Origin of the sequence: Hoeflea sp. 108, assembly GCF_000372965.1 — a bacterium.
In the GTDB taxonomy this organism is placed as follows: Bacteria; Pseudomonadota; Alphaproteobacteria; order Rhizobiales; family Rhizobiaceae; genus Aminobacter.
In genome coordinates this window covers 1182971-1207692 of the sequence record NZ_KB890024.1, presented here as the reverse complement: position 1 = coordinate 1207692, position 24722 = coordinate 1182971, and the positions used below count along the sequence as shown (strand labels likewise).

Sequence of the window (24722 nt, the reverse complement as noted above, 5' to 3'; positions counted from 1 at the left end):
CAATTGCGAGCCCCCGGTTCATTTCTTCTTCTTTGCGCGTCCCGCGAACGGGTTGTCGGATGTGCGCAGCGCCATGCGGATCGGCACGCCGGGCATCTCGAAGGCGTCGCGCAGATTGTTGGTCAGATAGCGCACATAAGATTGCGGCATGGCATCTGGGCGCGAACATGAGACGACAAAGCCCGGCGGTCGGGTCTTCACCTGGGTGATGTACTTGACCTTGAGCCTGCGGCCGGCGACAGCGGGCGGCGGGTGGTGGGCGATGATGCCCTCCAGCCAGCGGTTGAGCTTGCCGGTCGAGACGCGACTGTTCCAGACGCGGTGGGTGCGCAGGACCGCATCCATCAGCTTGTCGAGGCTACGGCCGGTTTCGGCCGACACGGGCACGGCCTGCAAGCCCCGCACCTGCGGCAACAGCCGCTCGGTCTTTTCGCGCAGCTCGGCGAGCGCTTCCTGCGGATTGTCGATCAGATCCCACTTATTGAAGGCGATGACCGGGGCCCTGCCCTCGCGGATGATGAGGTCGGCGATCTGCAGGTCCTGCTTCTCGAACGGGATCGTCGCATCGAGCACGATGATGACGATCTCGGCGAAGCGGATGGCGCGCAGGCCGTCCTGAACGGAGAGCTTCTCCAGCTTCTCCTGCACCTTGGCCTTGCGACGCATGCCGGCCGTGTCGAACAGCTTGATGCCGCGGCCCTTCCAGTCCCAGTCGACCGATATCGAATCGCGAGTGATGCCGGCCTCGGGGCCCGTGAGCAGGCGTTCCTCGCCAATCAGCGCATTGATAAGTGTCGACTTGCCGGCATTCGGACGGCCGACGACTGCGATACGCAGCGGCTTGGTCTCGTCATAGGCATTGACGTCTTCGGCGTCGGGGTCGGCGATGTCCTCGCCGATCAGCACGTCGCTTTCGGCAACGAGTTCGGCTTCGTCGTCACCGTCGTCCTCGAAGACGCGCTCGTGCCCGAGCGCTTCGACAACGGCGTCGCGCAAATCGGGCATGCCGATGCCATGCTCGGCCGAAATCTGCACGGGCTCGCCCATGCCGAGTTCCCAGGCCTCAAGCGCGCCGCCCTGGGCGCCGCGTGCCTCGGACTTGTTGGCGACGAGTACGGTCGGCTTGCCGGAACGGCGCACGATCTCGACGAAGGTGCGATCATCGGGGGTCAGGCCGGTCTTGGCATCGACCATAAAGAAGATCAGATCGGCTTCCTTGATGGCGATCTCGGTCTGCTGGCGCATGCGCCCCTGCAGCGTGGCGGCGCCCGCATCCTCGAAGCCTGCCGTGTCGATGACGTCGAAGGCGAGGTCGTAGAGCTTTGCCGCATGGACGCGGCGGTCACGCGTCACACCAGGCGTGTCGTCGACAAGCGCGATCTTCTTTCCGACCAGCCGGTTGAAAAGCGTGGATTTGCCGACGTTGGGTCGGCCGATTATGGCGATCTTGAATGCCATAGGGCCCGCGTTACGATCCGTTGCCCGAACCGCGGATCAGTTCGGCCATGACATTGGCACGCTGACGCGCGTTGCGCGGCGCGACTTCGTCGTTGGAAATCTGTTCGAACAGCTTCATCGCGTCGGTGAACTTGCCTTCCTTCCAGGCCGAGAGGCCAAGCGCCTCGCGTGCCGAATGGCGCAGCGGATTGGTGTCGGCGGTCAGCGTCTCGACGCGGCTCGACACCTCGGCATAGGTACCGTGGTCGACGAGCAGGAGTGCCGCGCGCAGGCGGGCCATGTCGCGGATGACGGCAGGAATGGCAGTGTCGGCGGCCACTTCATCGAAACCCGCGACCGCGCCCTTGAAGTCGCCCTTGTCTGCGAGAACGGTGGCGGCACGCATACGGGCGAGCAACGGATAAGCGCCGTAGCCATCCTTTTCCAGCGCCTCGAACGCAACCAGCGCCTCGTCAGTCTTGCCCGAATTGGCGAGCGTCAGCGCCTGCGAGAACTGGTCGCCCGAGGCGTTGGCCTTGGTCTCGACCCAATATTCCCAGGCGACGAACAGCCCAGTGCCGATGACCACCAGAACGGCGAGCACGATCGCCGCGGGGCCATAACGGTCCCACAGGGCCCTGGCCTGCTCCTGGCGAATTTCCTCGTTTACTTCGCGGAAAAAGCTGTCGTCCGACATTCCATCCAACCGGTTGCGGCCCTCGGGCCTCTCGTGAGCCTGCGTTTTAACGGAATTTCGCCGCCATGGAAGGGGGCGGGGTGGAAATTCGGTGGGCGGGGAGTCCCTCGCCCCGATTACGGGGAGAAGGGGCCGAGTTTCTTCACTGCCACGCCCCGTTTCCGGTCTGGCCATTGTCAAAGAACGCTTCCGCGTTCGGGAGAGAAATTCGAGAAGCGGAGCGCGAGGCCGTGCCTTCCGATAGATTGATGTGGTGCAACGTTCGCAGACCAGAGAGGGTGCGAAGGATAGCGATGGCAAAGAGAGGCAGCATCGAAAAGTGCCCAAGCCTCGCCCAAAAAGTCGTCACACCGTGGAACCCCTCTCCCCGCCTGTCCAAACGGAGGCATTTGAGACAGAACGCATCCGTGCCACATTTCGGCCTTAACCGCCTGACGTCGCCAAGTCCCCGTAATTGCATCGAAGTTCGACATGACCAAAGCGTTTAGCGTCTGTGCCCTTATTTCCGCATCGCTCGCCGCCGGGCCGGCGGCAGCGAGTCCTGCCCCCAAGGTTGACGAGGTGAAGCCCAAGCAGATCGTGCTGATCTCCTTCGATGGCGCCCATGACCTTGCGCAGTGGCAGCGCAGCCGAAACCTTGCGGCCCGCACCGGCGCGCGCTTCACCTATTTTCTCTCATGTGTCTTCCTGCTGTCGCGCGAGACCAGGGGCGAATATCTGGCGCCAGGCAAGTCGCCCGGCCGCTCAAACGTCGGCTTCGCGCAATCGAAGCAGGAGGTGGTCGACCGGCTCGAACAGATCAATCTCGCCGCGGCCGAAGGCCACGACATCGCCAGCCATGGCTGCGGCCATTTCGACGGCGGCAAGTGGAGCAAGGCCGATTGGACGAAGGAATTCGACGCCTTTTCCCAAATCATGCGCGACACCTACAAGATCAATGGCATTTCGCCGGAGCCATCGAACTGGGCCCATATCGCCGCCTCGGTGAAGGGATTTCGCGCACCATATCTGTCGGAGAACAAGGCGCTGACGTCGGTGCTGCTGGACAAGGGCTTTGCCTACAACGCCAGCGGCGTGTCGCGCGGGCCGGAGGCGCCAAAGCCGGATCGCGGCATGATGGAATTTGCCTTGCCGCAGATTGCCGAGGGTCCGTCCGAGCGGCGCATCATCGCCATGGACTACAATCTCTATGTCCGCCACTCGGGCGGGGTGGAGAAACCTGGGGAAGCACCCATTTACGAGAAGCGCGCCTATGACGCGTTCAAGGCGGCTTTCGACAAGCAGTTCGATGGCAGCCGCATCCCGCTGCAGGTGGGTTTCCATTTCACGCTGATGAACGACGGCGCCTACTGGCGCGCGCTGGAGCGTTTTGCCGGAGAGGTCTGCGTGAAGTCGGATGTCGAGTGCATCAGCTATGCCGACTATGTCGGGCGACAGAAGGACGCTGCGCCGGTGCAGACCGGCGGGTGAATGCAGGACGTTTTCGATTTCAAGCAGGACGATGACGCCCCTCCTCCCTTGTGGGAAGGACAGAAAGCGGGGCGTTAGCTTAAAGACGGCAAGCGTCGAAGCTTGTGCCTTGCCCTCACCACCCCGCCCCTCTTCCTCCTGGGAAGAAGGCTGTCGACGTCATGACACCATGATCATGCCACCGGCTGATCTTCCGGCCTCATGCCAGCCTTTTCCCGCTCGAGATATCGCTTATCGATGTCGGGCAATTGGTCGCCGGCGAGCGTCGCCTCAAAGGCGCGAAGGCGCTTGTAGACCGACAAAAGCTCGACGATCGTCGACCATGAATTGACCAGGAACTGGAACGAGCTGGTGACCTGCGAGAATGCGTAGCTGATCTGGTTCATCAGGCCGAGCGTCAGCTTCTGGGCCGCGACCGATGGAACCATGACGATCAGCGAAAAGATGTTGTTGGCCTGGAGATAGGTGTAACGGACAACATTGAAGTAGACGTAGTGGAAATAGAGCCGAAAATAATTGCGGCGAACGTTTTCGAACAACTCAGCAACCGTCGCAGGCTGGGCACGATCTTCATGATCCTCGCCATAGACCAGCTCCTTGCGGTAGGCTGCCTCGACACGCTGGTTGCGGAACTGCAGGCCTGGCAGTTTGTAGCCCGCCAGCGCCAAGCTGATTGTGCCGAACAGCGACCAGGCGATCGCGGCAACGAGTAGCGGTTGCTTGACTTCACCCAGTAGCGGCAGATGGGTGATGTGCGTCGACAGTTGGATAAGCACAGGCGTGAACGCAATGAGCGTCATGATGGAATCGATGAAATTGACGCCCAATCCCTCCATGATCTGAGCGAAGCGCATCGTGTCTTCCTGCACGCGTTGAGCGGCGCCTTCTATGTGGCGCAACCGACCCCAATGCTCCATGTAGTAACCGTTCATCGCCATACGCCAACGGAAGACCCAGTGGCTAACAAAGAAGGCATTGACCACAGCGACATTCATGCCGACCAGCGCCAGGCCGGCAAAGCTGGCGATCTGCCAATAGAGCTGTTCGTCGGTCGCCGTCGTTGTCTTGGACAGGACATTCTGGATCAGGTCATAAAACGGACCGTACCAGTTGTTGACGGCGACACTGACCTGGACCTGGAAGTAGACCACGAAGAGAATTAGGGCCGTACCAAGGATCGACCAGCGCTGCCAGGGATGAGGCGAATACCAACTCCAGAAGGCATAGAAGACCACGACGCCGAAAAAGAAATAGATATAAAACCACAGAAAGGGCGGCGACCAGAATACCGAGATACCGATGATCTTGGGCGCGTCCGCCGCTGCAGGCGGCATGCCGAAAGCAGCGCCCAACTGTTCGCCGCCGAAGAACCACAGGAGCACGAGCACCAGGCTCCAGACAGCAGCCGAGGTGAAAAACAATTTCGGCTGCGGGAAGAAGGATACGAACACGCTTCCGGGTTCCTTTCGGCGTTCAGCGGCATATGCGATTTGCCGCATGAAGTCATACTTCGCGCCTGATGGGAATCCCAGTGGGCGCGCATATTGCATTGCGCCCGAGATCGTGGCGATTTTCGGCTCTTGCAGATTACACTTAGGTAACGTGGGGACGCCATGAACCAGTCAGCCCTTGCCGCAGCAGCCCTCTATGCGGCGCTCAATGCCCTGATCCTGCTGTGGCTGACGACGGCAACCGCGATGGTGCGGCGTAAGCACATGGTGCTGATCGGCGACGGCGGGGTTGCGCATCTCGGTCGGACGATGCGTGGCCATGCCAACGCCATCGAGAACATCCCCGTCATGCTGGTGCTGCTTGGATTTGCCGCGGCACTCGGAGCGCCAGCTGTGGCAATCCATGTGCTGGGTGCTGGCTTCACCTTCGGCCGCGCCGTGCATGCCTGGCATTTCACCCACGCCGAGGCGTCGCAATGGCAGCGCGCGACCGGCTTCGGACTCAGCGTGCTGACGATTGCGACGGCAGCGCTCGGCGTGCTCGGCCACGCATTTCTGTTGCTCTAGGCACGGCACTCGCCGGGCGCCGACAAAACCGGCCTGGAGCCGCGACCGAGCGGCAGGTCGGCGAGCGCGCGTTCGTCCATGCGCGCGATGTCGGGATGGGACAGCGGATCGTGCAGCCAGGCGAGGAAACGCTCACTGTCGATGCCGTTGATATCGTGCTGGCCTTGCAGCAGGGTAGCGAGGCTTGAGAAAATCTTCATCTGACTTCTCCTGAAAGCGTTGGTCCTTTCACTGTATTTTCGCTAAAAACGCTCACTCATCAATCAAGATTGCCGCAGACGGAGTTTAGAAAATCTCAAGTCAGGCACTCAATCGTGTGCATCTGAACGGGCTCCGTGCGGTCGAGAGCGTCGCGCGCTGTGGCTCACTGGTCAAGGCGGCAGAGGAGCTCGGTGTCTCGACCAGCGCGGTCAGCCAGCAGATTGGCCGCACCGAAGCGCAGCTTGGCCGCGCCATTTTCCAGCGCACCGGCGCGAGACTAGCGCTGACCGGCTTCGGGGCGGAGTTTTGCACGCGGCTGACAACTGGTTTCCAGGAACTCGGCCGCGCGGTGGCGCTGGCCGAGGAGACAAGCTCGAACGTGCTGGTGGTGTCGGTGGCGCCGGCTTTCGCCTCGCGCTTCCTGGTGCCCAGGCTCGCCCGCTTCAACCAGCGCCACCCCGAGATCAAGCTCAGGATCGACGCTTCGACCGGGCTGGTCGATCTCGACCATACCGACGTCGATCTCGCGATCCGCATGGGCGACGGCACATGGCCCGGCGTGCGGGCGGAGCTGCTTCTGGCGCAGGAGGTTTTTCCCGTCTGCGCGCCGGCTCTTGCCGCGAAACTGAGGGAGCCTGCCGATCTCGCACATCTGCCCGTCATCGCCGACGAGAGCACGATGATCAGCTGGGAGCGCTGGTTCGAGGCGGCGGGGCTGCAGAAGCCGTTCCCGGTGCAGCGGGCGGGGCCATCCTTCACCGACCCGATCCTCGGCATCGACGCGGCGGTGGGCGGACAGGGTGTGGCGCTGGCCTGGCAGCTCTTGTCGGCCGATGCGCTGGCCGACGGGCGGCTGGTGGCGCCGTTCGGCATCACCGTTGCCAGCGGGCTGGGCTATTATCTGGTCAGCTCGAAGATGGATCGCCCGGGCCGCAAGGTGCGCGATTTCACAACGTGGCTGCGCGAGGAGGTGGCGGCGACAATGGCGCGGTTCGGCACAAAGGCGAAATAGCCGGCGGCCCGAGAGCGCGGACATTGTCCACCGGCAGCGGCCGCGTCCATTATCCCGGGAATGCGGCCTCGTAGGCCTCAGGCTTGAAGCCGACGAGGCGGCGGCTGCCGAGATCGAGCATCGGGCGTTTGATCATCGAGGGCTGCGCGAGCATCAGGGCGATCGCCTTTTCGGCATCGAGGCCTTCCTTGTCTGTGTCGGGCAGCTTCTTGAAGGTGGTTCCGGCGCGGTTGAGTACAGTCTCCCAGCCGAACTCCTTGACCCATTTTTCCAAGCTCTTGCGGTCGATGCCGACGGCCTTGTAGTCGTGGAAGTCGTAGGCGACGCCGTGCCCCTCGAGCCAGCTGCGAGCCTTCTTGATCGTGTCGCAGTTCTTGATGCCGTACATGGTGATGGACAAGATCGGGCCTCCGCAAGCGCGGCCGGCCGGGCGGACCCGACTCGGCCAATTTTTGGCTAGCGGCTAGGTTCTACACCGCAGGCGGTTTGGCAAGCGCGTGGCGCCAGGCGACCGCCTCGACCTCGACCATGATCTCGGGCAGGACGAGTGCCGTGACGACCATAGCGGTGGTGGCCGGCGGATTGTCGGCGAAGATGCGGTTCTTGACCGAAGCATAGGCCTGGTAGGCGTCCGCGCTGGTCAGATAGCAGCGCAGCGACACGACATGACCGAGGTCGAGACCTGCCTCGCCCAGCACCGCCTCGATGTTGCGGAACACCTGTTCGGTCTGCCCGGCGGGATCGCCGACACAAATGATCTGTTTGTCCTTCAGGGCCACCTGTCCGGAGACCAGTACGAAGTCGCCGCAGCCGACGGCCTGGCTCATGCCGGGGAACGCCATGCCTGGTGGGTTGAGACGTGCGACGTTGCTCATGGCCGTCCTGCTCCCGGCGCTGGCGCGCGGACGACGTCGATGCGCCCTCCCCTCAGCTTGGTGGTGATTTCAGGGGCGTGGTGCGGGGCGACGCAGATGAAGAGGTCGCGGCCATCCGCACCGCCGAGCATGCAGGAATAGGGGCTGGCATCTGGGATGACGATGCGGTCGACGATCTCGCCGGCAGGGCTGACACGCAACACCATCTTTTCATAAGGCGAGGCCGCCCAGACATGGCCTTCGGCGTCGAGGCAGATGCCGTCGGGCACATGGCCGTCGAGCGCTGCAAACAGCCGGCGGTTGGACAAGCTGCCGTCAGAGCCTATGTCGAAGGCGGTCAGACGTGCAGCCATCGACTCGGCGATAACGAGTGTGCTGCCATCAGCTGTGATGACAGCGCCGTTGGGACACATAAGCCCATCGGCTGCTATGCCAACCTCGCCATCCGGCGAAACCGTAGCGAGCACCGTCGGCGCCGGCGGCTGGCCGGCATAGAAGTCGAAGCCGATGTTGCCGACATAGGCGCGGCCCTCAGCGTCGACGATCATGTCGTTGGAGTGGAACGGGTGGACGCCGGCGAGATCGGCATGAAGCACCAGCTTGCCATCCCCAAGCCGCCGAAACAGCTTGCGGTCGTTCATCGAGACGACGAGCAGGTCGCCATCCGGCAGCCAGCCCATGCCGGATGGGCCGCCGGGAACGGCGAAGTTGTCGCGACGCGTGCCGTCGCCATCCAGAACATGGACGAGACCATCGTGCTGATCGGCGAACCATAGCTGGCCGTCATGCCAGCGGGGGCATTCGGGATAGACAAATCCCCCCGCGATCGTGCGAACCGAAATCGTCATGCCGGAACCCTGGCGCAGGCGCTGAGGATTTCGCCGAGCTTCCTGATACCGCGCTCGATGATGTCTTCGCTGACATGGCTGTAGGCGAGGCGCAGGAACTGGCGACCGTCGGTCTCACCCATGAAACGTTCGCCGGGACGGAAGAAGATGCCCTCCTTGGCCGACAGCTCGGCCGCGCGCTGCCAGTCGACACGCTCGTCGATCTCGAGCCAGAGGTAGAACGAGCCCTGCGGCATGCGGAAGGTGACGTAGTTGCCGCAATGATCGCGTACCGCGCGCGCCGCCGTCTCGGCCTTGCTCTTGTAGACCTTGTTGACCTCGGCGATGTGGTCCTCAAGCAGGCCGTCGGCCATGAACGAGGCCATGACGCGGGAGTACCACTGGCTGACGCCAAGGTCCTGGCGCACGGCGGCGATGGGTTCGATGGCCGCGGCCGGACCGGCGATCCAGCCGAGGCGCAGCGCCGGAGCCACGATCTTGGAGAAACTGCCGCACTGGATGACGCGGTCATCGGTGTCGAGGCTGAGCAGGGTTGGCAATTCCTCGCCGGCAAAACGCAGATCGCCATACACATTGTCCTCGATGATGAGGAAGTCATGCTCCCTGGCAAGCTTCAGCAGCTGCTTGCGGCGCGGTACCGACATTTCGGTGCAGGTCGGTGTCTGGAACGTCGGGATGGTGTAGACAACCTTGACCTTCTTGCCCTCGGCCTTGACCTTCTTGAGCAGGGTTTCGAGCGCATCGATGTCCATGCCATGGTCGTCCACTGCCACAGTGCGCAGGTCGCCGCCGGCCATCTGCATGAAGCGCAGCGCATAGGGAAAGGATGCGGCCTCGGCGACGACGACATCACCGGGATTGACGTATCCGTTGGCGGCGAGCGCGATGCCCTGCACCGAGCCAGAGGTCAGGATGACGCCGAGCGTGCCCAGCTGCTTGCCCTGGGTGCGCTCGATGCGGTCAGCGATTTCCTTGCGCAGGCCCTTGTAGCCGAAGACGAGTTCTTCATAGCCAGTGGCCGGGTCGAAATAGTCGAGCACCTTGGCGCCATGCTCGTCCAGCGCCTTGCGGGCGAGACGAACGAGGTCGTCGGTTGGGAAGGTCTCGGGTGCTGCCAGGCCTTGGTCGAAATTGAAGATCGCCGGCACTTCGGGGTCCGGAAAGAACAGGGCTGGGCCGGAGCCCGAGAGCTTGGCGCGCAGATGATCGACAGACATGGTTTCCTCCTTGGTGATTGTTCTCAGCTTGTCTTGGTGTCCGCAACGAAGGTCCCCGAGGTGATCGGGCTCTCCCGGTTGCGGCGTTTGAGCGAACGGGCGAGCGTGCCGCGGAAAGCGGTCCAGCGTTCGCGCCAGCTGGCGGCAAGGCCTGATTGCACCACGCGCAACGCGCCATAATCGGGATAGGGCTGGCCGGTCAGGGCGAGACCAGCAAGCCGCCACAGGACCGAGCGCTTCTTGGCGCCATGGTCGTCGTGCATGGCCTCGAGTTCGGCGACTGAAAACGCCTCCTCGTGGATGTAGCCGGCGACGACAGCATCCTCGATCAGTTGCCTGCCGCGCTCGGTGCGGGCGATATGCATGTTCCAGCCGTCGCCCGCCTCGCGGTGGCTTGGCCTGTCACCTTCCATGACCCAGCAGTCGCCGGCGACGACATCGGCATGCTCGCCTGTACCGTCGGCGCAGATCTTGCAGCGGAACATCAGCTCGTAGGTCAGGTTCGAGAACCAGGTTTCGTCATAGGTCTGGCTGTGCTCGCGCCCCTGCTTCACGCGCAGATAGGTCGGGCCGGGCCAGCCGTGGCCGCGATAGCGGAACTCCTCGACATCGCGGTGGTCCTCGCCGAAACGCCTGACGATGTTATAGGTGGCGGCGATGCTGGGATTGCCGCCGCAGACCATAGCCAGCATGTGAGGGATTTGCAGGTCGACGCGCGGGTCGACGCGCGCCAGATTGCGCAATGTGGCGACATCGCAAGGCTTACCGATGAAGGCGAAGCGCCTGCCGCTGTCGAGCAAGGCGCCGACATCCTTGAGCGGCGCCGACGGCCCGTAGCGGGAACCCGACGAGGCGACGACCTGCTCGCGGGTGGCGTTGAACCTGGCTTCGTTGAGCAGCGGGTTGTCGGCGGAGACACCGACCTGAAGGATGCCGTCCACCTCACCGCTTTCGACAAGATAGACCGCGAGCGCGGTGAGTACACCGCCGGTGGCGCTCCTGAAGCGGATTTCCGGGTCGGTCGCATGGCCTTTGGCGAGATGCAGCATGGTGCCGAAGATGCGGTGCGGGACTGTCTTGCCCGTTGCAAGACCGGTTTGGCTGCGTCCGGCGCAAACCTGCATCACCGCCTTCTGCTCGTCTTGCCGCAGCGGGCGCTGACCACGCGGGCGCATAAAACCTTCGGGCGAAAGGCCCATACGCAGCACGTCCTTACCCAACAGGCTTTCGCAGGCGCCGCAGCCGGTGCAGAGTCCGCGCTCGACGATCGTCTCGATGCTATCGGCAACACGCATGCGCCATCCTCCCGGCGACGGCCTCGCGGCCATCGCCCCAGCGACAGGTCTTCGATCTCAGGTGTTGGCTGCAGTTATAGGGCGGCGGCGTCAGCCGGGACAAATTGCCATTCGGAATGACCGACATCAGCCTGAGTGATCCTGCCCCGTCTCGGGCGGCGGAAAACAATCGTCGAGCACGCTGCGCACCCAGTCATGCGCCGGGCTGCCTTCGGAGGCCGGGTGCCAGTAGAGCCAGGTCTGCAACGGCGGCATGCGGAATGGACGAGGCAGTGCGACGAAACCGTCTTCGGGAAGGAAATGGCGGACGAACGAGGTGGGTATTGTGAGGCAGAGGTCGCTGCGCGACAGGATGGCAGCGGCTGCCAGACAATGTTCGAGATGTACCGCCACCTGCCGCTTCAGCTTCATCCGGGCCAGCGCCCCGTCGACCAGGTTGGCGAAACGCGGGCGGTTGGAGATGTGGAGGTGGCTGAGCGTCATGTAGCGGTCGATGGTGAACGGCTCGGTAGCCGCCGGATGGTCCTTGCGCATAACGCAGACGAATTCGTCGCTGAACAGCAGCCGTTGGCCGAAACCATCCTCGGCAAGGGGATGCGACTCGACGGCAAAGTCGATTTCGCCCGAGGCCAGCCCGGGGAAGAGATCGCGCTCGGCCAGAAAGCGGTTGCGGACAATGAGCCTCGATCCCATCCGGTTCAACTCGCCGACGAACGGGCCAAGGACGACCGCCTCGGCGTAATCGCTCATGCTGAATGAGACGATGCGTTCGGAGGCCAGCGGGTCAAAACGCTCGTGCCGGGCGAGCGTACGGTCGAGCGCGGTGAGCGCTTCGCGGACGGGGCCGATCAGCGTTTCAGCGAGCGGCGTCGGTGCAATGCCCTGTCGTGCCCGCACAAACAGCTGGTCGCCGAAGATGTCGCGCAGGCGCGCCAGGCTGTTGGAGACCGCCGGCTGGGTGACGTTGAGCGTCTCGGCAGCGCGAGTGATGCTCGCCTCGCCGTAGACGGCTTCGAAGACATGCAGCAGATTGAGGTCAAGCTTCGCCAGGTTGCGCAGGACCATCGCGTCACGTCCCCTGCTCTTCGACCGGCAACTCGCCCTCCCGACATCGCGCGGAACCGCACGCTGTCGGCATTAGGTTTCGCGGCTGGCCGCTTGGCCTCGTCCGAAGGGACTATAGATGATTGACAATCAGGCCTTGCATCGCATGCTTCGGAAAATTAAATAGGATGCTAATAATATCTTTCCTAACGAATGGGTGGGCACCATGAACTCCGATGCGGTAAAGGCCGAATTTTTCGACGAATTGCTCAAGGTCAACCGGAAGCTCCGAACCATGTTCGACGCGCAGGTGAAGACCCAGGGGCTGACGCTGGCGCGTGCCAGGCTGATGATGCACATTGCCAAACACGAGGGCGAGACGCAGGCCGAGCTCGCCGAGCACATGCAGATCGAACAGCCGTCGCTGGTCGGCCTGATCGACGGGCTGGAAAAGAAGGGTCTGGTGGTGCGCTGCACGACCGACGAGGACCGGCGCGCCAAGCGCATCTTCCTGACCCCTGCAGCCCGCCGCGAGGCTGACGGCATGACGGCCTTCGTGGCAAACTTGCGCAACCAGGTGCTTTCAGGCGTCGATGAGGCCGACATCGAAAGCGCGACCCGCGTGCTGAGCACGATTGCCAGGAATGTCGGCGACGTCTCCGACTGCTGAAGGCCACGGCGATGCAGCAAGACCAGGAGCCGGAGCAACGGAGCGAGACCAAGGAAGCGCTCGAACCAACAGCGCCGGCTAGCCGTCCAGCCGTCGCCTCCGCGCAGGCGGACGGAAACACGCCAGAGCCGGCTGCGCCTCCACCCTTCGTGCCCAAGCCGCCGCTGCTGGCGGCATGCTACATAGCCGCAGCCGTCACACTTTCCCTGGCGCAGAGTCTGGGCATGAACCTGATCGCCTCCAACATCCAGCAGATCCAGGGTTCGATCGGGGCGACAGTCACCGAGACGACATGGCTGCTGGCCGCCTACATGGCGCCGAACGTGTCGCTGTCGCTCGCGCTCATCAAGATCAGGACGCAATACGGCTTGCGCAATTTCGCCGAGCTCAGCCTGCTCGGCGTCGTCATTGCCTGCCTGCTCAACCTGTTCATCTCGGATCTGCAATCGGCGCTGGTGGTGCGCTTCATGAGCGGCATCGTCGCCGCACCGATCTCGTCGCTGGCCTTTCTCTACATGCTGGAATCGTTCCCGCCCGAAAAAAAGCTCAACGTCGGCCTGCCGATGGCGCTGACGACCATCCTGCTCGGCCCTCCCCTGGCCCGGCTGATCTCGCCGGCCCTGTTCGACATCGGCGGGCTGCACGCCGTGACCATGTTCGAACTCGGCATGGCGATGATCGCGTTTGCGCTTGTCTATATGCTGCCGCTGTCGCCGCAGCCGCGTGCCAAGGTGATCGAGAGGCTCGATATCGTCAGCTACCTCTTGATCGCCACGGGTTTTGGCTCTGTGGCGATCGTGCTGGTGCTCGGCAGGCTATACTGGTGGCTGGAGGCGCCGTGGATCGGCATGCTGCTGGTGCTGGCAATTGCCTGCGTCACCGCTGCCTCCGTCATCGAGCTCAACCGCAAGAACCCGCTGCTCGACATACGCTGGCTGGCAAGCCCGCCGATCCTGCATTTTGCCGGCGTGCTGCTGATCTTCCGGCTGGTGCTGTCGGAACAGACGCTGGGCTCGTCGAGCCTGTTCCAGGCACTGGGACTGACCAACGAGCAGACACGCTCGGTCTACTGGGCGATCCTGGCGGCGTCGATTGCCGGCGGCGTCACCTGCGCCATGGCAATGCGGCACGGCAAGGAGGACCGCATCCACGCGGTAGCCCTGGTGCTTATCGCCGTCGGCGCCTTCATGGACAGCCGCGCCACCAGCCTGACCCGACCCGAGCAGGTCTATCTCAGCCAGGCGATCATCGCCTTTGCCGGCGCCCTGATCCTGCCGCCGGCGATGAAGAGCGGGCTGATGTCGGCGCTGAAGAAGGGGCCGAACTACATTCTCAGTTTCATCATCGTGTTCCTGACCACGCAGAGCCTCGGCGGCCTGCTGGGGTCGGCGGTGTTCACCACCTTCGTCACCATCCGCGAGCAGTTCCACCACAACGTGCTGGTCGAACACATAGCGCTGACCGATCCGCTGGTGGCGCAGCGCGTGGCTCAGCTCGGCGGCGCCTATTCGCGCGTCATCACCGACAAGACCCTGCTCAATGCCGAGGGGCTGCAGCTCTTGTCCCAGCAAGCGACGCGCGAGGCCAATGTGCTCGCCTACAACGACGCCTTCCTTCTGATCGCCTGGATTGCGCTAGCAGCGCTGGTCCTGCTTCTCGCCCATACGGCCGTCGTTGCCCTGCGCGACCGGAAACCCGCACTCCCAGCCACCGCGTGACCCCAGATGTTGTCCAAGCTCATTGATATCCTCCGCTCCGCCAGCACGCTGCTTGCGCTCGCTCTCGGCGCCGCCGGCATCGCCACCATCCTCTATGTCTGGGAGCTGCCGCCGTTTCGAAGCGCGGTGCAGGTGACGGAGAATGCCTATGTCCGCGGCCAGGTGACGATCCTTTCGCCGCAACTGTCGGGCATAATCGCCGAGGTGGCGGTGCAGGATTTCCAGGACGTGAAGGCCGGGCAGCTGCTGGTGCAGATCGACGACCGCATCTACCTGCAGAAGCTGGCGCAGGCGCGCGCGACGCTGGCGAGCCAGGAGGCAGCGCTGGCCAATTCCGAACAGCAGCGCCATTCGGCCGAGGCCAAGGTCAAGTCGGCTGAGGCACAGGTGGCGTCGGCGCAAGTCGCCTATGACAACGCCCAGGGCAATTGGGGCCGGATCGAACCGCTGCTGCAGCGCGGGGTGACGACGCTGAGCGAGGCCGACAAGGTGCGTACGACGATGGAGCAGGCGCGCGCCGCCCACAGCCAGGCTGAAGCAGCACTTGAGGTAACGCGGCAGGATTTGCAGGCGACGATCGTCAGCCGCCAGTCGCTCGAGGCCGCGGTGTCGGGTGCCGAGGCGGCCGTCAATCTCGCGGAAATCGACCTCAAGAACACGCGCATCACAGCCCCTGAAGACGGACGGCTGGGCGAGATCGGCGCCCGGCTCGGACAATACGTAGCGCCGGGAACCCAACTGATGGCGCTGGTGCCGAAGCGCATCTGGGTGGTGGCCAATTTCAAGGAAACGCAGCTTTCGGGCATGCAGCTGGGCCAGCCGGTCAGCTTCAAGGTCGACGCGCTTGGCCATGCCGAGCTCAACGGTCGCGTCGAGCGCTTCGCGCCGGCAACCGGTTCGGAATTCTCGGTGCTCAGGCCCGATAACGCCACCGGCAATTTCACCAAGGTAGCACAGCGCGTGCCGGTGCGGATCAGCATCGATCCGGGCCAGGCTATGGCCGAAAGATTGACGCCCGGCATGTCGGTGGTGGTGAGCATCGACACCAATTCGAAGCCGCTGGCGCAAACGGCAAGCCAGTGAACAGGAAGACAGGCGCCGTCCTGCGCATCGATGTCACCCGGGTTGTCAGGGACCTCGGGTAAACAGCGCGGACGGCGCCCTTTCATGCCAGGCACCGGGAGATGTGCCCTTGGGAATGCCCCGCGGGCGGATGGAAACCCGCGTAGAGCCATCAGAAAGTGCGGCAGCTCGTCAGGCATTGTCAACAAAAATTGTCGACAAATTTGTTGACTTGATCTCTGATTGGGATTGAATTGGGGTGGGCTGGCGAATTGGCCCGGGAGGAGGGTTGGATGGACGCCGAAACCGCCAAGCGGCAGATCACCGATCAGCATATTTACGAGAAGATCTGGAACGCCATCGCCGAAAGGCAGGTCGGCCCCGGCACGCGGCTGAAGGAAGAGCAGCTTGCCGAAATCTTCTCGGTCAGCCGGGCGCGCGTGCGTCAGGTGCTACAGAACCTCGCCCGCGACGGGCTGATCACGCTCGTACCCAATCGCGGCGCCTTTGTCTCGACGCCGTCGATCGAAGAGGCGCGCGACGTGTTCTTCGCCCGCCGCACCATCGAGGAGCGGCTGGTGGAGCGGCTGTGCTCGACCATCGGCGCCGACGGCATCGAGCGGCTGCGCAACCATGTCGACCAGGAGCGCAAGGCACATTCGAGCGGCGACGTGGCGACCGCGATCCGGCTGTCAGGCGCGTTTCACATGCTGATCGCCGAGCTCGCCCAGTCGCAGATCCTCGCCGGACTGCTGCGCGACCTGGTTTCGCGCACGTCGCTGATCATGGCGATGTACCAGCAGAAGGATGTGCTGAACTGTGGACCCGACGAACATGCGGCGATCGTCGAAAGCATCACCAACCGCGACGCCAAGAAGGCGCTTGCCGTCATGCACCATCACCTCGCCCATATCGAGAACCAGTTGGACCTCGAAAGCGAACGCGTGATGGCGCGCGACCTCGAAGACATTCTCGGCCTCTAGGCTCGGGCGGAAGGCCAGCAAGACATGACACGGGCAGACATACTCCTGCGCAACGCGACACTGGTCACCGTCGATTCCCACCGGCGCGTGCTCGACTGCGCCTGGCTGGCAATCACCGGCGACCGCATCAGCGGCATCGGCAGCGCCGCCGAACCGGAGCCCGAAGCATCGGAAGTGATCGACTGCAGCGGCATGGTCGCCCTGCCCGGCCTGATCGACAACCACTCGCATGCCGGCCACGGGCTGGTGCGCAATGCCGGCGCCGGCCTCGACACATGGTTCGACGCCTGCGAAGAGATCTACGCGCGCGGCTCGACGCCGGAATTCTGGCGCGCCGAGGCGCGCATGGTGCAGCTCGAACGGCTGCGCGGTGGCGTGACCACGGCGATGACGTTGCTGGGCGGCGGCGCAGATATCTACCGCACCGACGATCCGGCCTTCGGCGACGCCCATAACGAGGCGACGGTGGAGTCGGGCCTGCGCACCTTCCTGGCCGTCGGGCCTGGCCGCCCACCCTTCCCGCGCCGCTATCGCACGCTGGGCAGCGACGGCGCCTGGAACGACCGGGAGATTTCGTTCGAGCGGCAGCTCGAGGTCAGCGAAATGCTGATCAACCGCTGGAACGACGTGCTGGGCCGCGGCACCGGCATCTGCCTGGTGATGCCGGTCTACTACGCCGCGCAGGTGGCAACGCCCGAAGACCGGCGCCAGGTGGTCGACATGGGCGAGGCAATCATGGATTTGCGCCGTCGCAAGAGCGTGCTGTTCACCCAGGACGGCCACCGCGACGGCTCGATCGCGCTGGCGCGCGATCTTGGCGTCCTCGGTGAGTTCGCACTGCTGGGCCACAGCGTCGACCTCACCGAGGACGATTTCGCAGCGCTCAAGGAGACGGGCGCGTCGATCATCCACAACCCCTCTGCGATCATGTCGATCTATGGCCGCTGCCCGGTGCCGGAGCTGATCGAGGCCGGCATCAATGTCTGCATCGGCTCGGATGCCGCCGCGCCCGACCGCGGCTACGACATGTTCCGCCACATGGCGCAGTGCATGCACTACCATCGCCGCCATTTCCGCGACCCGGCTTATCTGCCGCCTGGCAAGACGCTGGAGATGGTGACGATCGACCCGGCCAAGGCGCTTGGACTGGCGCATGAAATCGGCTCGCTGGAGGTTGGCAAGAAGGCCGACATCGCACTGGTCGACATGCGCAAGCCGCACCTCTACCCGCCGGTCATGCCGATCACGCGCATTGCGCATTTCGCCAACGCCGCCGACGTCGACACCGTGATCGTCAACGGCCGCGTTCTGATGCGCGGCCGCAAAACCGGCCATCTCGATACAGAGGCCATCCTCGCCGACGCCGCCGAACAGGCCGCACTTGCCTTCGAGCGCGTCGGACTCAGCCGCCTGCTCGAAGAACCGCAGGATTTCTGGCGGCTGGCGCGGCAGCCATTGCCGGGCTGACCCTGTCAACCCAGCAAAGGCCAGCTACCAACACTCCGGCGAAGCCGCCCGTTGTCCGAACGGTGCAGGAGATGAAATGTCGTGACCGGGACGATGATGGGTCGGTCGAGACGCATTTCCGGAACGAGCTTGCTGTCGTAGAGCAGCGTACAGTGGGGTACGAAGCCGGCGCGACGAGGAACCAGGAGCCCTATGCCGTTCAACGCTTCCACGATCCGGCGTTCAAGGTCGATCACCTGATCAGCGCCCTCTCGACACAGGAGCACCAGCGGTTTCGTTTCACCGTTCCGGAAACTGACCATGCGGTCGAAGGTCAGGTCGAATGCTTGTGCCCTGACTGTGGCAGCCGCCGCTGCGGCGCTTCGCTCCGTGGCTTCGTCGCGGCGTACCCCCACCAGCGAGACGTGGAGCTGATCAGCGCGACGTGGCTTGCCCGTCAGGCCATGGGTGCGACGCGCACGATGGGCTGCCGCCTCTATCAGCTCGACTGGCGACGGATGGATGCGAAACAAGAGGCCATCGGACTTGGACCATACCTGTCTTGCCCGCCGCCCCGGTGGGCGCAAACCAAGCGAAGTTGCTACGAAGTCGAATTGCAATTGCTGGGACATGGCCTTCTCCATTCAATGGAACAAAGAAGGAACATCCTAAGTTTATTTTCCTAGACAGGCAATCCTGCGTTCAGCGTCCGCCGGCGGAGATCTATCCTTGCTCTCTCAACCAATCGGCCAGTGAAGGCCGAAAATGCCCTGATCGGCCGTGCATTGCCTCGGCTGAACACATCGAGTTCACCACTGCCTCCTCAGTCGCCTCGGCTGCTGCGCGGAACAGGCGGTCGATGCGGTTTTCGTTGAGAGCGGACATGGCGACGAAATCGGCGCGTGCGTCGTGGTCGAAGGTCTGGGCGGTCGAGAAGCCGAGCGCGATGTCGCCGCTGCCATGGCCCCAGTAGGCACCCAGCCGGGCGAGGCCGACGCCGCAGCGGCGCACCACGCGCTTAAGCTGGCGGTGTTCCATGGCAATGTCAGTGGCGAGGATGACAATGACCGAGCCTTTTTCAGCCTCCACCTTGGAACGCGGATCGGGGCGACGGCCATCCGGCAGGATCAGGTCACCGGCGCGGCCGAAATTGGTGAGCACCAGCACGCCGAGATGATGGTCGCGGCCGCCAAGTTCGATGCGGCGCGAGGCTGTGCCGATGCCGCCCTTGAAGCCGAAGCAGCTCATGCCGGTGCCGGCGCCGACATTGCCCTCGGCGATGGGGCTTGACGCCGCTGCGGCCAGGGCAGCGCGGGCATCGTCCTCGGTGACGGCAAGCGCCTGGATGTCGCTGAGATGGCCATCGTTGCACTCCATCACGACAGGATTGACCGTCGACGTCTCGCGGCCGATGTCGGGATTTTCCGAAATCGCTGCGCGGATCAGCGCGTTGGCGCAGGTGCCGACGCCGAAGGTGTTGGTGAGCAGGATCGGCGTCTCGAGCATGCCCAACTCCTCGACCTGCATCAGGCCGGTGCTCTTGCCGAAGCCGTTGATGACATCGCAGGCGGCCAGCACCTTGCTGCGGTAGAGATTGCCGCCATGCGCCAGGATGGCGGTGACGCCGGTGTTGAGATCGCCTGAGCGAATGGTGCGATGGCCGACGGCCACGCCCGGCACGTCGGTGATGGCGTTGAGCGGCCCGGTCCGGGACGCGCCGAAGGAGACGCCGAGTTCGCGGGCGATGTTCGACATCGTGGCTAGACTCCACGCAGCAGGTGAAGCGCTGCGTATTGCAGCAGCATGATGGTCTTGCCGTCGCAGATGCGGCCGTCGGCGACCATGGCCAGCGCCTCGTCGATACCGATCTCCAGCACCTCGATGTCCTCACCCTCGCCCGGATGGCCGCCGCCTTCGGAGACACGGTCCGACGGTTCATACTCGCCGACGAAGAAATAGATCTTCTCGGTGACGGCGCCGGGGCTCATGAAGGCTTCGAAGACGCGGCGGACATGGTGGATGCGGAAGCCGGTCTCTTCCTCGACCTCGGCGCGGATGCGCTCTTCGGGTGCTGCGTCGTCGAGCAGGCCGGCGGGCGTCTCGATCAGCATGTCGTCATAGCCGCTGACGAAGGCCGGATAGCGGAACTGCTTGACCAGCACGACGGTCCGGCGCGCGGGATCATAGAGCAGGATGGTGGCGCCGTTGCCGCGATCATAGGTCTCGCGGCTCTGGACCTGCCATTCGCCGTCGCCGCGGCGATAGGCGAATGTGGTTTTCTTCAGAACGTACCAGTCGTCGGAAAGGGTTCTGACGTCCTGGACGCGGATGCGGTCGGCAACACTCATCTGGCACCTTCAATACAGGCCCGTGGGGGCCGGAGATTCGGGCGTCAGAATAGGCGGGGCCGCACCGAAGCGCGACCCCGTGTGACGAACCCTCAGCGCACCGGCGGGGCGTACATCAGGCCGCCGGCGTTCCACTGGGCATTGATGCCGCGGTCGATCTTGAGCTGGCTCGATTGGCCGAGATTGCGCTCGAAGATCTCGCCGTAGTTGCCGACCTTGGAGATGACATTGTAGGCCCAGCGAGGATCGAGGCCGAGCTGCTGGCCGCTGTCGCCTTCAGCGCCCAGGAAGCGCTTGATGGCCGGGTTGGCCGAGGTGAGGCCGGCTTCGGCATTGTCCTTGGTGATGCCGAGTTCTTCCGCCTCGATCAGCGTAAACAGCGTCCATCGAACGATGCTGAACCATTTGTCGTCGCCTTGGCGCACGGCCGGTCCGAGCGGCTCCTTGGAGATGATCTCGGGCAGTACGGTGTAGTTGGCCGGGTTGGTGAGCTTGAGACGCTGGGCGTAGAGGGCAGACGCGTCGGTCGTATAGATGTCGCAGCGACCGGTGTCGAAAGCCTTGATGATGCCGTCGGCGGAATCGATGACGACAGGCTCGTATTTCATCTTGTTGGCGCTGAAGTAGTCGGCGACGTTCTGCTCGGTGGTCGTTCCCTGCTCGGTGCAGACGGTGGCGCCATCGAGCTTGAGGGCGCTGTCGACGCCGAGGTCCTTGCGTACCATGAAGCCCTGGCCGTCATAATAGGCGGTGCCGACGAAACGCAGGCCAAGGCTGGTGTCACGCGACAGGGTCCAGGTGGTCTGCCGCGACAACAGGTCGACCGTGCCCGACTGGACAGCGGTGAAGCGCTCCTTGGTGGACAGCGGCACATAGCTGACCTTGTCGGCGTCGCCGAGGACGGCGGCTGCCACGGCGCGGCAGACGTCGATGTCGAAGCCCGACCATTTGCCGGCATCGTCAGGCGCCGAGAAGCCGGCGACGCCCTGGCTGACGCCGCAGGTGACGGTGCCGCGCTGCTTGACGATGTCGAGCGTGTCGGCCTTGGCAGGCACAGCAATCGCTGCCGTGCCGAGCAGAAGTGCTGAGATCATATGTTTCATAGGTCCTCCTCCCTTGGTTCGAGGCAAAGCCCCTTCGTGCCGCCGGCGCAGAGCGCCGGAAGTCGGTCATGTCTTTCTTTCGAATGCCACCGCGCGCCATTGCCCGCGGATACTTCCCTGTTTGTCGCAATTCCGGACGGAAAACCGCCCTGCACCTTCCTGGAATTGCTCTACTCGCCGCCAGCCTCCACGGCGGCAAAAGTCTGCTCGAGAACGCCGACCAGATGATCGGCATCGCGCCTGGTGAAGATCATCGGCGGACGCATCTTGAGCACGTTGTCGTGCGGCCCCTCGGTGCCGATGAGCACGCCGCGCGCACGGGCGCCGTCATTGACCTTGCGGGCAAACGCGGTGGCCGGCGCCTTGGTCTTGCGGTTGGTGACCAGCTCGATGCCGAGGAACAGGCCCATGCCCCTGACATCGCCGATGACCTCGAAGCGCTTCTGCATGTCGCGGAAGCGCTCGACGAGATAGGCGCCGACTTCGGCTGCATTGTCGCGCAGCCGATCGCGCTCGATGACGTCGAGCACGGCGAGGCCCGCTGCACAGGACACCGGGTTGCCGCCGAAGGTGTTGAAATACTCCATGCCGTTGTTGAAGCGGTCGGCGATGTCGCGCGTGGTGACCAGCGCCGACATCGGGTGGCCGTTGCCGATGGGCTTGCCCATGGTGACGATGTCGGGGACGACGCCCTGCGTCTCGAAAGCCCACCAATGGCTGCCGACACGACCGAAGCCGACCTGCACCTCGTCGGCGATGCAGAAGCCGCCGGCGGCGCGGACCATGGCGTAGACTTCCTTGAGGTAGCCCTCGGGGAGAAAGACCTGGCCGGCAACGCTGGGGATGGATTCGGCGATGAAGAAGGCCGGCGCACGGCCTTGCTTGCGCATCGTCTCGATCTGCTCGGCGATGCTTGCGGCGAAGCGCCTGGCATGTTCCTCGACCGGCCAGTCGTCGGGCGCGCGGTAGCTGTCGGGAATGGTCGCCTCGAAGACATGGGCCGGCCGGCCCTTGCCGCCCTTGCGCTTGTATTTGTAGGGGCTGAGGTCGATCAGCTCCTGGGTGGTGCCGTGATAGGCCCAGTCGAGCACCAGCGCATCGTTACTGCCGGTCAAGGTGCGCGACATGCGCAGTGCCAGGCTGTTGGCCTCGCTGCCGGAACAGGCGAAGGAGGCAACCGACAGGCCCTCTGGCAGGGTCGCTGTCAGCCGTTCGGCGTAGGTTACGATGGCATCGTGCAGATAACGCGTGTTGGTGTTGAGTTTTGCCGCCTGGGTGGCGATGGCCTCGACGACATCAGGATGGGCGTGGCCGAGGTGGCAGACATTGTTGAAGCAGTCGAGGTAGGCGCGGCCGCGATCGTCGATCAGCCAGGCGCCTTCACCACGGACGAACTTGATCGGCTGTGAGTAGGAGATCGACAGGTTGGGCAGGAGCGACGTCTTGCGCGCGGCGACGATCTCGGGCCGGGTGCGGCCGGTCTGGTGGAAGGTCTCGGGCGGGATGCCGGCAAGGGTTGCGGCATCAGGGAACAGCTCGGCCCAGACATCGAGATAACGCGCCTCGCCGACGCCGAGGATGTCGCGGGCGGCGAGATCGGGATCGGTCGAGATCTGGAAATGCAGATGCGGCGCCCAGCCACCGTTTTCGGCGGGCGCACCCATTTCGCCGACCAGCGCGCCGGCGGCGAGGCGCTGGCCGGGCTTGAGACGCGTCATCGCCTCATGCGCCATGTGGCCCCAGAGCGTGACGAAGGCCGGGCAGTCCTCGGGCGCATGTTCGAGTGCGATCAGGCAACCATAACCAAGCGGGTCTTCCTCGACCTCGACGCTTTTCACGGTTGCCGCGAGCGGGGTGTAGACCTTAGTGCCAGCCGGCATGAACAGGTCGAGGCCGAGATGGTGGAGGCGGCGGGCGCCTTCGACGAAGCGCGACCAGAAGATGTCGGAGGTGTAGACGGTGCGTGCCTCGCCCCAAGGGCCGATGCCAAGGGCGATGCCGTTTTCGGCGCACCAGGCATCCCACCAGGCAGTGGCCTTGTCCGGCTGCTGGCCGGCCGAGGTGACCGTCATCGGATGGGCCGGATCGCCATAAGGCACCAGCGCCTTGGCGAGCGTCGCGGGATGGCGATCGAGCACTGGCGCGAAGCTTTTCCTGTTGGCCTCGATCCAGGCGCTGACGGCCCGGGCGCCAGGCGCGGCATCGAAGCCGCAGGCATGGCGCAGGATCGCCGTGGCGAACCGCCGGTTCATGGCGTCGAGGCGCCGGAGCAGCCGCCAGGCAGGCGCTTCCGATATTGCGAGATAAGGATTGTCGCCGACCTGCGCCTTGCGCACCGCCGACAGTGAGACGGAGATGACAAGGCGCGCAACGATGAGGTCGAACAGGAGGTTGATCTCGTCTTCGCGCAGCGGATACTCGGCGTGGAAGCCGGCAGCGAGCGCGGCGGCAGCGCCAATCGGATCCTCGACGTCGAGGATGGAATAAGCGCAAGCGACTGCTACTTCGGCGATGACTGGCGAGTGCAGCGCGTCGCCGAAATCGATGATGCCGGCGATGCGGCCGTGGTCGTTGTCGTCGACCAGCACGTTCCAGTCATTGGCGTCGTTGTGGATGACCTGGGCGCGCAAGGACGGAAGCCTGGGCGCGACCTCGGCGTCGAACCGATCGAGGAAGCGTTCGAGCAGCGCGCGGTCGGCTTCGTCGGCGACATGGGCTAGGCGGTCGCGTGCAGCACTGGCCTGGCGGATGTCCCAGTCGAAGCTTCTGAGCGCACCTGGATGGATGAAGCCCTGGAGCGCGCGGTCGAGCTTGCCGAGGGCAGCACCCAGGCCGGCCAGCACCTGCGGGGTGCGGGCGACTTCCGCCAGCGGCAGGCCGGGCAGCCAGGAAACGAGGCGAAGGGCGTGCTCGCCGCCAGCGGCCGACGCATGAGCAAGTGGCGTGCCTTCGCGCGTCTTCTTGAGGCCCGGCACCGCGACATCGGCACCCGAGCGGGCGAGATGGTCGAGCAGAGCCGCCTGGAACTCGCTTTCGTGACGCGGCTCGGAGGCATTGACGATCTTGAAGATCCAGTCGCCTTCGGCCGACATCAGCCGGAAATTCTGGTCGCGCTCGCTGTCGAGCGGGGATGCAACACCGCCGACGCCGAAATGACTGGCGGCGAGCGCTGCCGCCTCTTCACGTGAGAATTGCGGTGCGGGGTGGTTTACGTCGGTCATCGGCAATCCGGGATTTCTGATGCCGGAGCTTGGCACGACCCGAAAAATGAGGCATCC

At 64.1% G+C, this 24722-nt stretch carries 23 protein-coding genes; 8 read left to right on the top strand and 15 right to left on the bottom strand.

Annotated elements, in window-relative coordinates; all coding sequences use genetic code 11:
- Positions 1-18: 18 nt before the first annotated feature.
- On the bottom strand, positions 19-1458 hold the full coding sequence (der, locus tag B015_RS0105940; RefSeq protein WP_018426754.1) for a ribosome biogenesis GTPase Der: 1440 nt from the start codon (positions 1456-1458) through the stop codon (positions 19-21).
- A 10-nt stretch (positions 1459-1468) separates the two neighbouring features.
- Complete coding sequence (locus tag B015_RS0105935; RefSeq protein WP_018426753.1) at positions 1469-2134, bottom strand: tetratricopeptide repeat protein; 666 nt, start codon at positions 2132-2134, stop codon at positions 1469-1471.
- A 471-nt stretch (positions 2135-2605) separates the two neighbouring features.
- On the opposite strand from B015_RS0105935, the gene B015_RS0105930 reads away from it, so the two are divergent.
- Complete coding sequence (locus B015_RS0105930) at positions 2606-3604, top strand: hypothetical protein (RefSeq protein WP_018426752.1); 999 nt, start codon at positions 2606-2608, stop codon at positions 3602-3604.
- Between the two features lie 173 nt (positions 3605-3777).
- Here the strand turns inward: B015_RS0105930 and sbmA are convergent, their stop codons facing one another.
- Positions 3778-5055 carry a peptide antibiotic transporter SbmA gene (gene sbmA / locus B015_RS0105925; protein WP_026226949.1) on the bottom strand — a complete coding sequence of 426 codons (1278 nt, stop codon included), beginning with the start codon at positions 5053-5055 and terminating at the stop codon, positions 3778-3780.
- Between the two features lie 162 nt (positions 5056-5217).
- On the opposite strand from sbmA, the gene B015_RS0105920 reads away from it, so the two are divergent.
- Positions 5218-5622, top strand: a complete 405-nt coding sequence (locus B015_RS0105920) for an MAPEG family protein (RefSeq protein WP_018426750.1) — start codon at positions 5218-5220, stop codon at positions 5620-5622.
- On the opposite strand, the gene B015_RS30520 is transcribed toward B015_RS0105920, so the two are convergent.
- Entirely contained in the window at positions 5619-5822 is a 204-nt protein-coding gene (locus tag B015_RS30520; protein WP_018426749.1) for a hypothetical protein, read from the bottom strand. The two genes, B015_RS0105920 and B015_RS30520, sit on opposite strands and share 4 nt — an antisense overlap.
- 116 nt (positions 5823-5938) lie before the next feature.
- Between B015_RS30520 and B015_RS0105910 the strand changes: the two genes are divergently transcribed.
- Positions 5939-6835: a LysR substrate-binding domain-containing protein gene (locus tag B015_RS0105910; RefSeq protein ID WP_018426748.1), complete on the top strand. Its 897-nt coding sequence runs from the start codon at positions 5939-5941 to the stop codon at positions 6833-6835.
- Between the two features lie 49 nt (positions 6836-6884).
- On the opposite strand, the gene B015_RS0105905 is transcribed toward B015_RS0105910, so the two are convergent.
- The 6 genes from B015_RS0105905 to B015_RS30515 form a co-directional block, all read right to left on the bottom strand.
- Positions 6885-7235, bottom strand: coding sequence for an ArsC family reductase (locus B015_RS0105905; protein ID WP_026226948.1), 351 nt, complete (start codon positions 7233-7235; stop codon positions 6885-6887).
- A gap of 70 nt (positions 7236-7305) precedes the next feature.
- Positions 7306-7710, bottom strand: coding sequence for a RidA family protein (locus tag B015_RS0105900; RefSeq protein WP_026226947.1), 405 nt, complete (start codon positions 7708-7710; stop codon positions 7306-7308).
- Positions 7707-8558: an SMP-30/gluconolactonase/LRE family protein gene (locus B015_RS0105895; protein ID WP_018426745.1), complete on the bottom strand. Its 852-nt coding sequence runs from the start codon at positions 8556-8558 to the stop codon at positions 7707-7709. Before B015_RS0105895 ends, B015_RS0105900 begins: the two co-directional genes overlap by 4 nt.
- The gene (locus tag B015_RS0105890; RefSeq protein ID WP_018426744.1) at positions 8555-9775 is read right to left on the bottom strand and encodes a PLP-dependent aminotransferase family protein; all 1221 of its coding nucleotides are present in this window, start codon (positions 9773-9775) and stop codon (positions 8555-8557) included. Before B015_RS0105890 ends, B015_RS0105895 begins: the two co-directional genes overlap by 4 nt.
- A gap of 23 nt (positions 9776-9798) precedes the next feature.
- The gene (locus B015_RS0105885; RefSeq protein WP_026226946.1) at positions 9799-11070 is read right to left on the bottom strand and encodes a Coenzyme F420 hydrogenase/dehydrogenase, beta subunit C-terminal domain; all 1272 of its coding nucleotides are present in this window, start codon (positions 11068-11070) and stop codon (positions 9799-9801) included.
- Positions 11071-11196: 126 nt separating this feature from the next.
- Positions 11197-12135, bottom strand: coding sequence for a LysR family transcriptional regulator (locus tag B015_RS30515; RefSeq protein ID WP_018426742.1), 939 nt, complete (start codon positions 12133-12135; stop codon positions 11197-11199).
- Positions 12136-12340: 205 nt separating this feature from the next.
- Between B015_RS30515 and B015_RS0105875 the strand changes: the two genes are divergently transcribed.
- The 5 genes from B015_RS0105875 (at position 12341) to B015_RS0105855 (ending at position 18014) form a co-directional block, all read left to right on the top strand.
- Positions 12341-12784, top strand: coding sequence for a MarR family transcriptional regulator (locus B015_RS0105875; protein ID WP_018426741.1), 444 nt, complete (start codon positions 12341-12343; stop codon positions 12782-12784).
- An 11-nt stretch (positions 12785-12795) separates the two neighbouring features.
- A complete protein-coding gene (locus B015_RS0105870) occupies positions 12796-14502 on the top strand; it encodes an MFS transporter (protein ID WP_018426740.1) in 1707 nt (568 codons plus the stop codon).
- 6 nt (positions 14503-14508) lie between these two features.
- A complete protein-coding gene (locus B015_RS0105865; protein ID WP_018426739.1) occupies positions 14509-15585 on the top strand; it encodes an HlyD family secretion protein in 1077 nt (358 codons plus the stop codon).
- A 272-nt stretch (positions 15586-15857) separates the two neighbouring features.
- Positions 15858-16547 (top strand): GntR family transcriptional regulator, encoded by a 690-nt coding sequence (locus B015_RS0105860; RefSeq protein ID WP_018426738.1) that lies wholly within the window; start codon positions 15858-15860, stop codon positions 16545-16547.
- A gap of 24 nt (positions 16548-16571) precedes the next feature.
- A complete protein-coding gene (locus tag B015_RS0105855) occupies positions 16572-18014 on the top strand; it encodes an amidohydrolase family protein (protein WP_018426737.1) in 1443 nt (480 codons plus the stop codon).
- 5 nt (positions 18015-18019) lie between these two features.
- Here the strand turns inward: B015_RS0105855 and B015_RS30510 are convergent, their stop codons facing one another.
- The 5 genes from B015_RS30510 to B015_RS0105830 all read right to left on the bottom strand — a co-directional run bounded on the left by B015_RS30510 (position 18020) and on the right by B015_RS0105830 (position 24665).
- Positions 18020-18625, bottom strand: coding sequence for a 2'-5' RNA ligase family protein (locus B015_RS30510; protein ID WP_157632692.1), 606 nt, complete (start codon positions 18623-18625; stop codon positions 18020-18022).
- 91 nt (positions 18626-18716) lie between these two features.
- Positions 18717-19748 (bottom strand): P1 family peptidase, encoded by a 1032-nt coding sequence (locus tag B015_RS0105845; protein WP_018426735.1) that lies wholly within the window; start codon positions 19746-19748, stop codon positions 18717-18719.
- A 5-nt stretch (positions 19749-19753) separates the two neighbouring features.
- Positions 19754-20341, bottom strand: coding sequence for an NUDIX domain-containing protein (locus tag B015_RS0105840; RefSeq protein WP_018426734.1), 588 nt, complete (start codon positions 20339-20341; stop codon positions 19754-19756).
- A gap of 92 nt (positions 20342-20433) precedes the next feature.
- Entirely contained in the window at positions 20434-21444 is a 1011-nt protein-coding gene (locus B015_RS0105835) for an amino acid ABC transporter substrate-binding protein (RefSeq protein ID WP_026226944.1), read from the bottom strand.
- A gap of 170 nt (positions 21445-21614) precedes the next feature.
- Positions 21615-24665: an aminotransferase class III-fold pyridoxal phosphate-dependent enzyme gene (locus B015_RS0105830; protein ID WP_018426732.1), complete on the bottom strand. Its 3051-nt coding sequence runs from the start codon at positions 24663-24665 to the stop codon at positions 21615-21617.
- Positions 24666-24722: the final 57 nt, after the last annotated feature.

What these genes read in the sequence shown, in the direction of transcription:
- der (WP_018426754.1), bottom strand. Translation starts at nt 1,458, where the DNA reads ATGGCATTCAAGATCGCCATAATCGGCCGACCCAACGTCGGCAAATCC.
- B015_RS0105930 (WP_018426752.1), top strand. Translation starts at nt 2,606, where the DNA reads ATGACCAAAGCGTTTAGCGTCTGTGCCCTTATTTCCGCATCGCTCGCC.
- B015_RS0105920 (WP_018426750.1), top strand. Translation starts at nt 5,218, where the DNA reads ATGAACCAGTCAGCCCTTGCCGCAGCAGCCCTCTATGCGGCGCTCAAT.
- B015_RS0105830 (WP_018426732.1), bottom strand. Translation starts at nt 24,665, where the DNA reads ATGACCGACGTAAACCACCCCGCACCGCAATTCTCACGTGAAGAGGCG.
- B015_RS0105840 (WP_018426734.1), bottom strand. Translation starts at nt 20,341, where the DNA reads ATGAGTGTTGCCGACCGCATCCGCGTCCAGGACGTCAGAACCCTTTCC.
- B015_RS30510 (WP_157632692.1), bottom strand. Translation starts at nt 18,625, where the DNA reads ATGTCCCAGCAATTGCAATTCGACTTCGTAGCAACTTCGCTTGGTTTG.
- B015_RS30520 (WP_018426749.1), bottom strand. Translation starts at nt 5,822, where the DNA reads ATGAAGATTTTCTCAAGCCTCGCTACCCTGCTGCAAGGCCAGCACGAT.
- B015_RS0105885 (WP_026226946.1), bottom strand. Translation starts at nt 11,070, where the DNA reads ATGCGTGTTGCCGATAGCATCGAGACGATCGTCGAGCGCGGACTCTGC.
- B015_RS0105835 (WP_026226944.1), bottom strand. Translation starts at nt 21,444, where the DNA reads ATGAAACATATGATCTCAGCACTTCTGCTCGGCACGGCAGCGATTGCT.
- B015_RS0105875 (WP_018426741.1), top strand. Translation starts at nt 12,341, where the DNA reads ATGAACTCCGATGCGGTAAAGGCCGAATTTTTCGACGAATTGCTCAAG.
- B015_RS0105855 (WP_018426737.1), top strand. Translation starts at nt 16,572, where the DNA reads ATGACACGGGCAGACATACTCCTGCGCAACGCGACACTGGTCACCGTC.
- B015_RS0105845 (WP_018426735.1), bottom strand. Translation starts at nt 19,748, where the DNA reads ATGTCGAACATCGCCCGCGAACTCGGCGTCTCCTTCGGCGCGTCCCGG.
- B015_RS0105870 (WP_018426740.1), top strand. Translation starts at nt 12,796, where the DNA reads ATGCAGCAAGACCAGGAGCCGGAGCAACGGAGCGAGACCAAGGAAGCG.
- B015_RS0105895 (WP_018426745.1), bottom strand. Translation starts at nt 8,558, where the DNA reads ATGACGATTTCGGTTCGCACGATCGCGGGGGGATTTGTCTATCCCGAA.
- B015_RS0105935 (WP_018426753.1), bottom strand. Translation starts at nt 2,134, where the DNA reads ATGTCGGACGACAGCTTTTTCCGCGAAGTAAACGAGGAAATTCGCCAG.
- B015_RS0105860 (WP_018426738.1), top strand. Translation starts at nt 15,858, where the DNA reads ATGGACGCCGAAACCGCCAAGCGGCAGATCACCGATCAGCATATTTAC.
- B015_RS30515 (WP_018426742.1), bottom strand. Translation starts at nt 12,135, where the DNA reads ATGGTCCTGCGCAACCTGGCGAAGCTTGACCTCAATCTGCTGCATGTC.
- B015_RS0105865 (WP_018426739.1), top strand. Translation starts at nt 14,509, where the DNA reads ATGTTGTCCAAGCTCATTGATATCCTCCGCTCCGCCAGCACGCTGCTT.
- B015_RS0105890 (WP_018426744.1), bottom strand. Translation starts at nt 9,775, where the DNA reads ATGTCTGTCGATCATCTGCGCGCCAAGCTCTCGGGCTCCGGCCCAGCC.
- B015_RS0105900 (WP_026226947.1), bottom strand. Translation starts at nt 7,710, where the DNA reads ATGAGCAACGTCGCACGTCTCAACCCACCAGGCATGGCGTTCCCCGGC.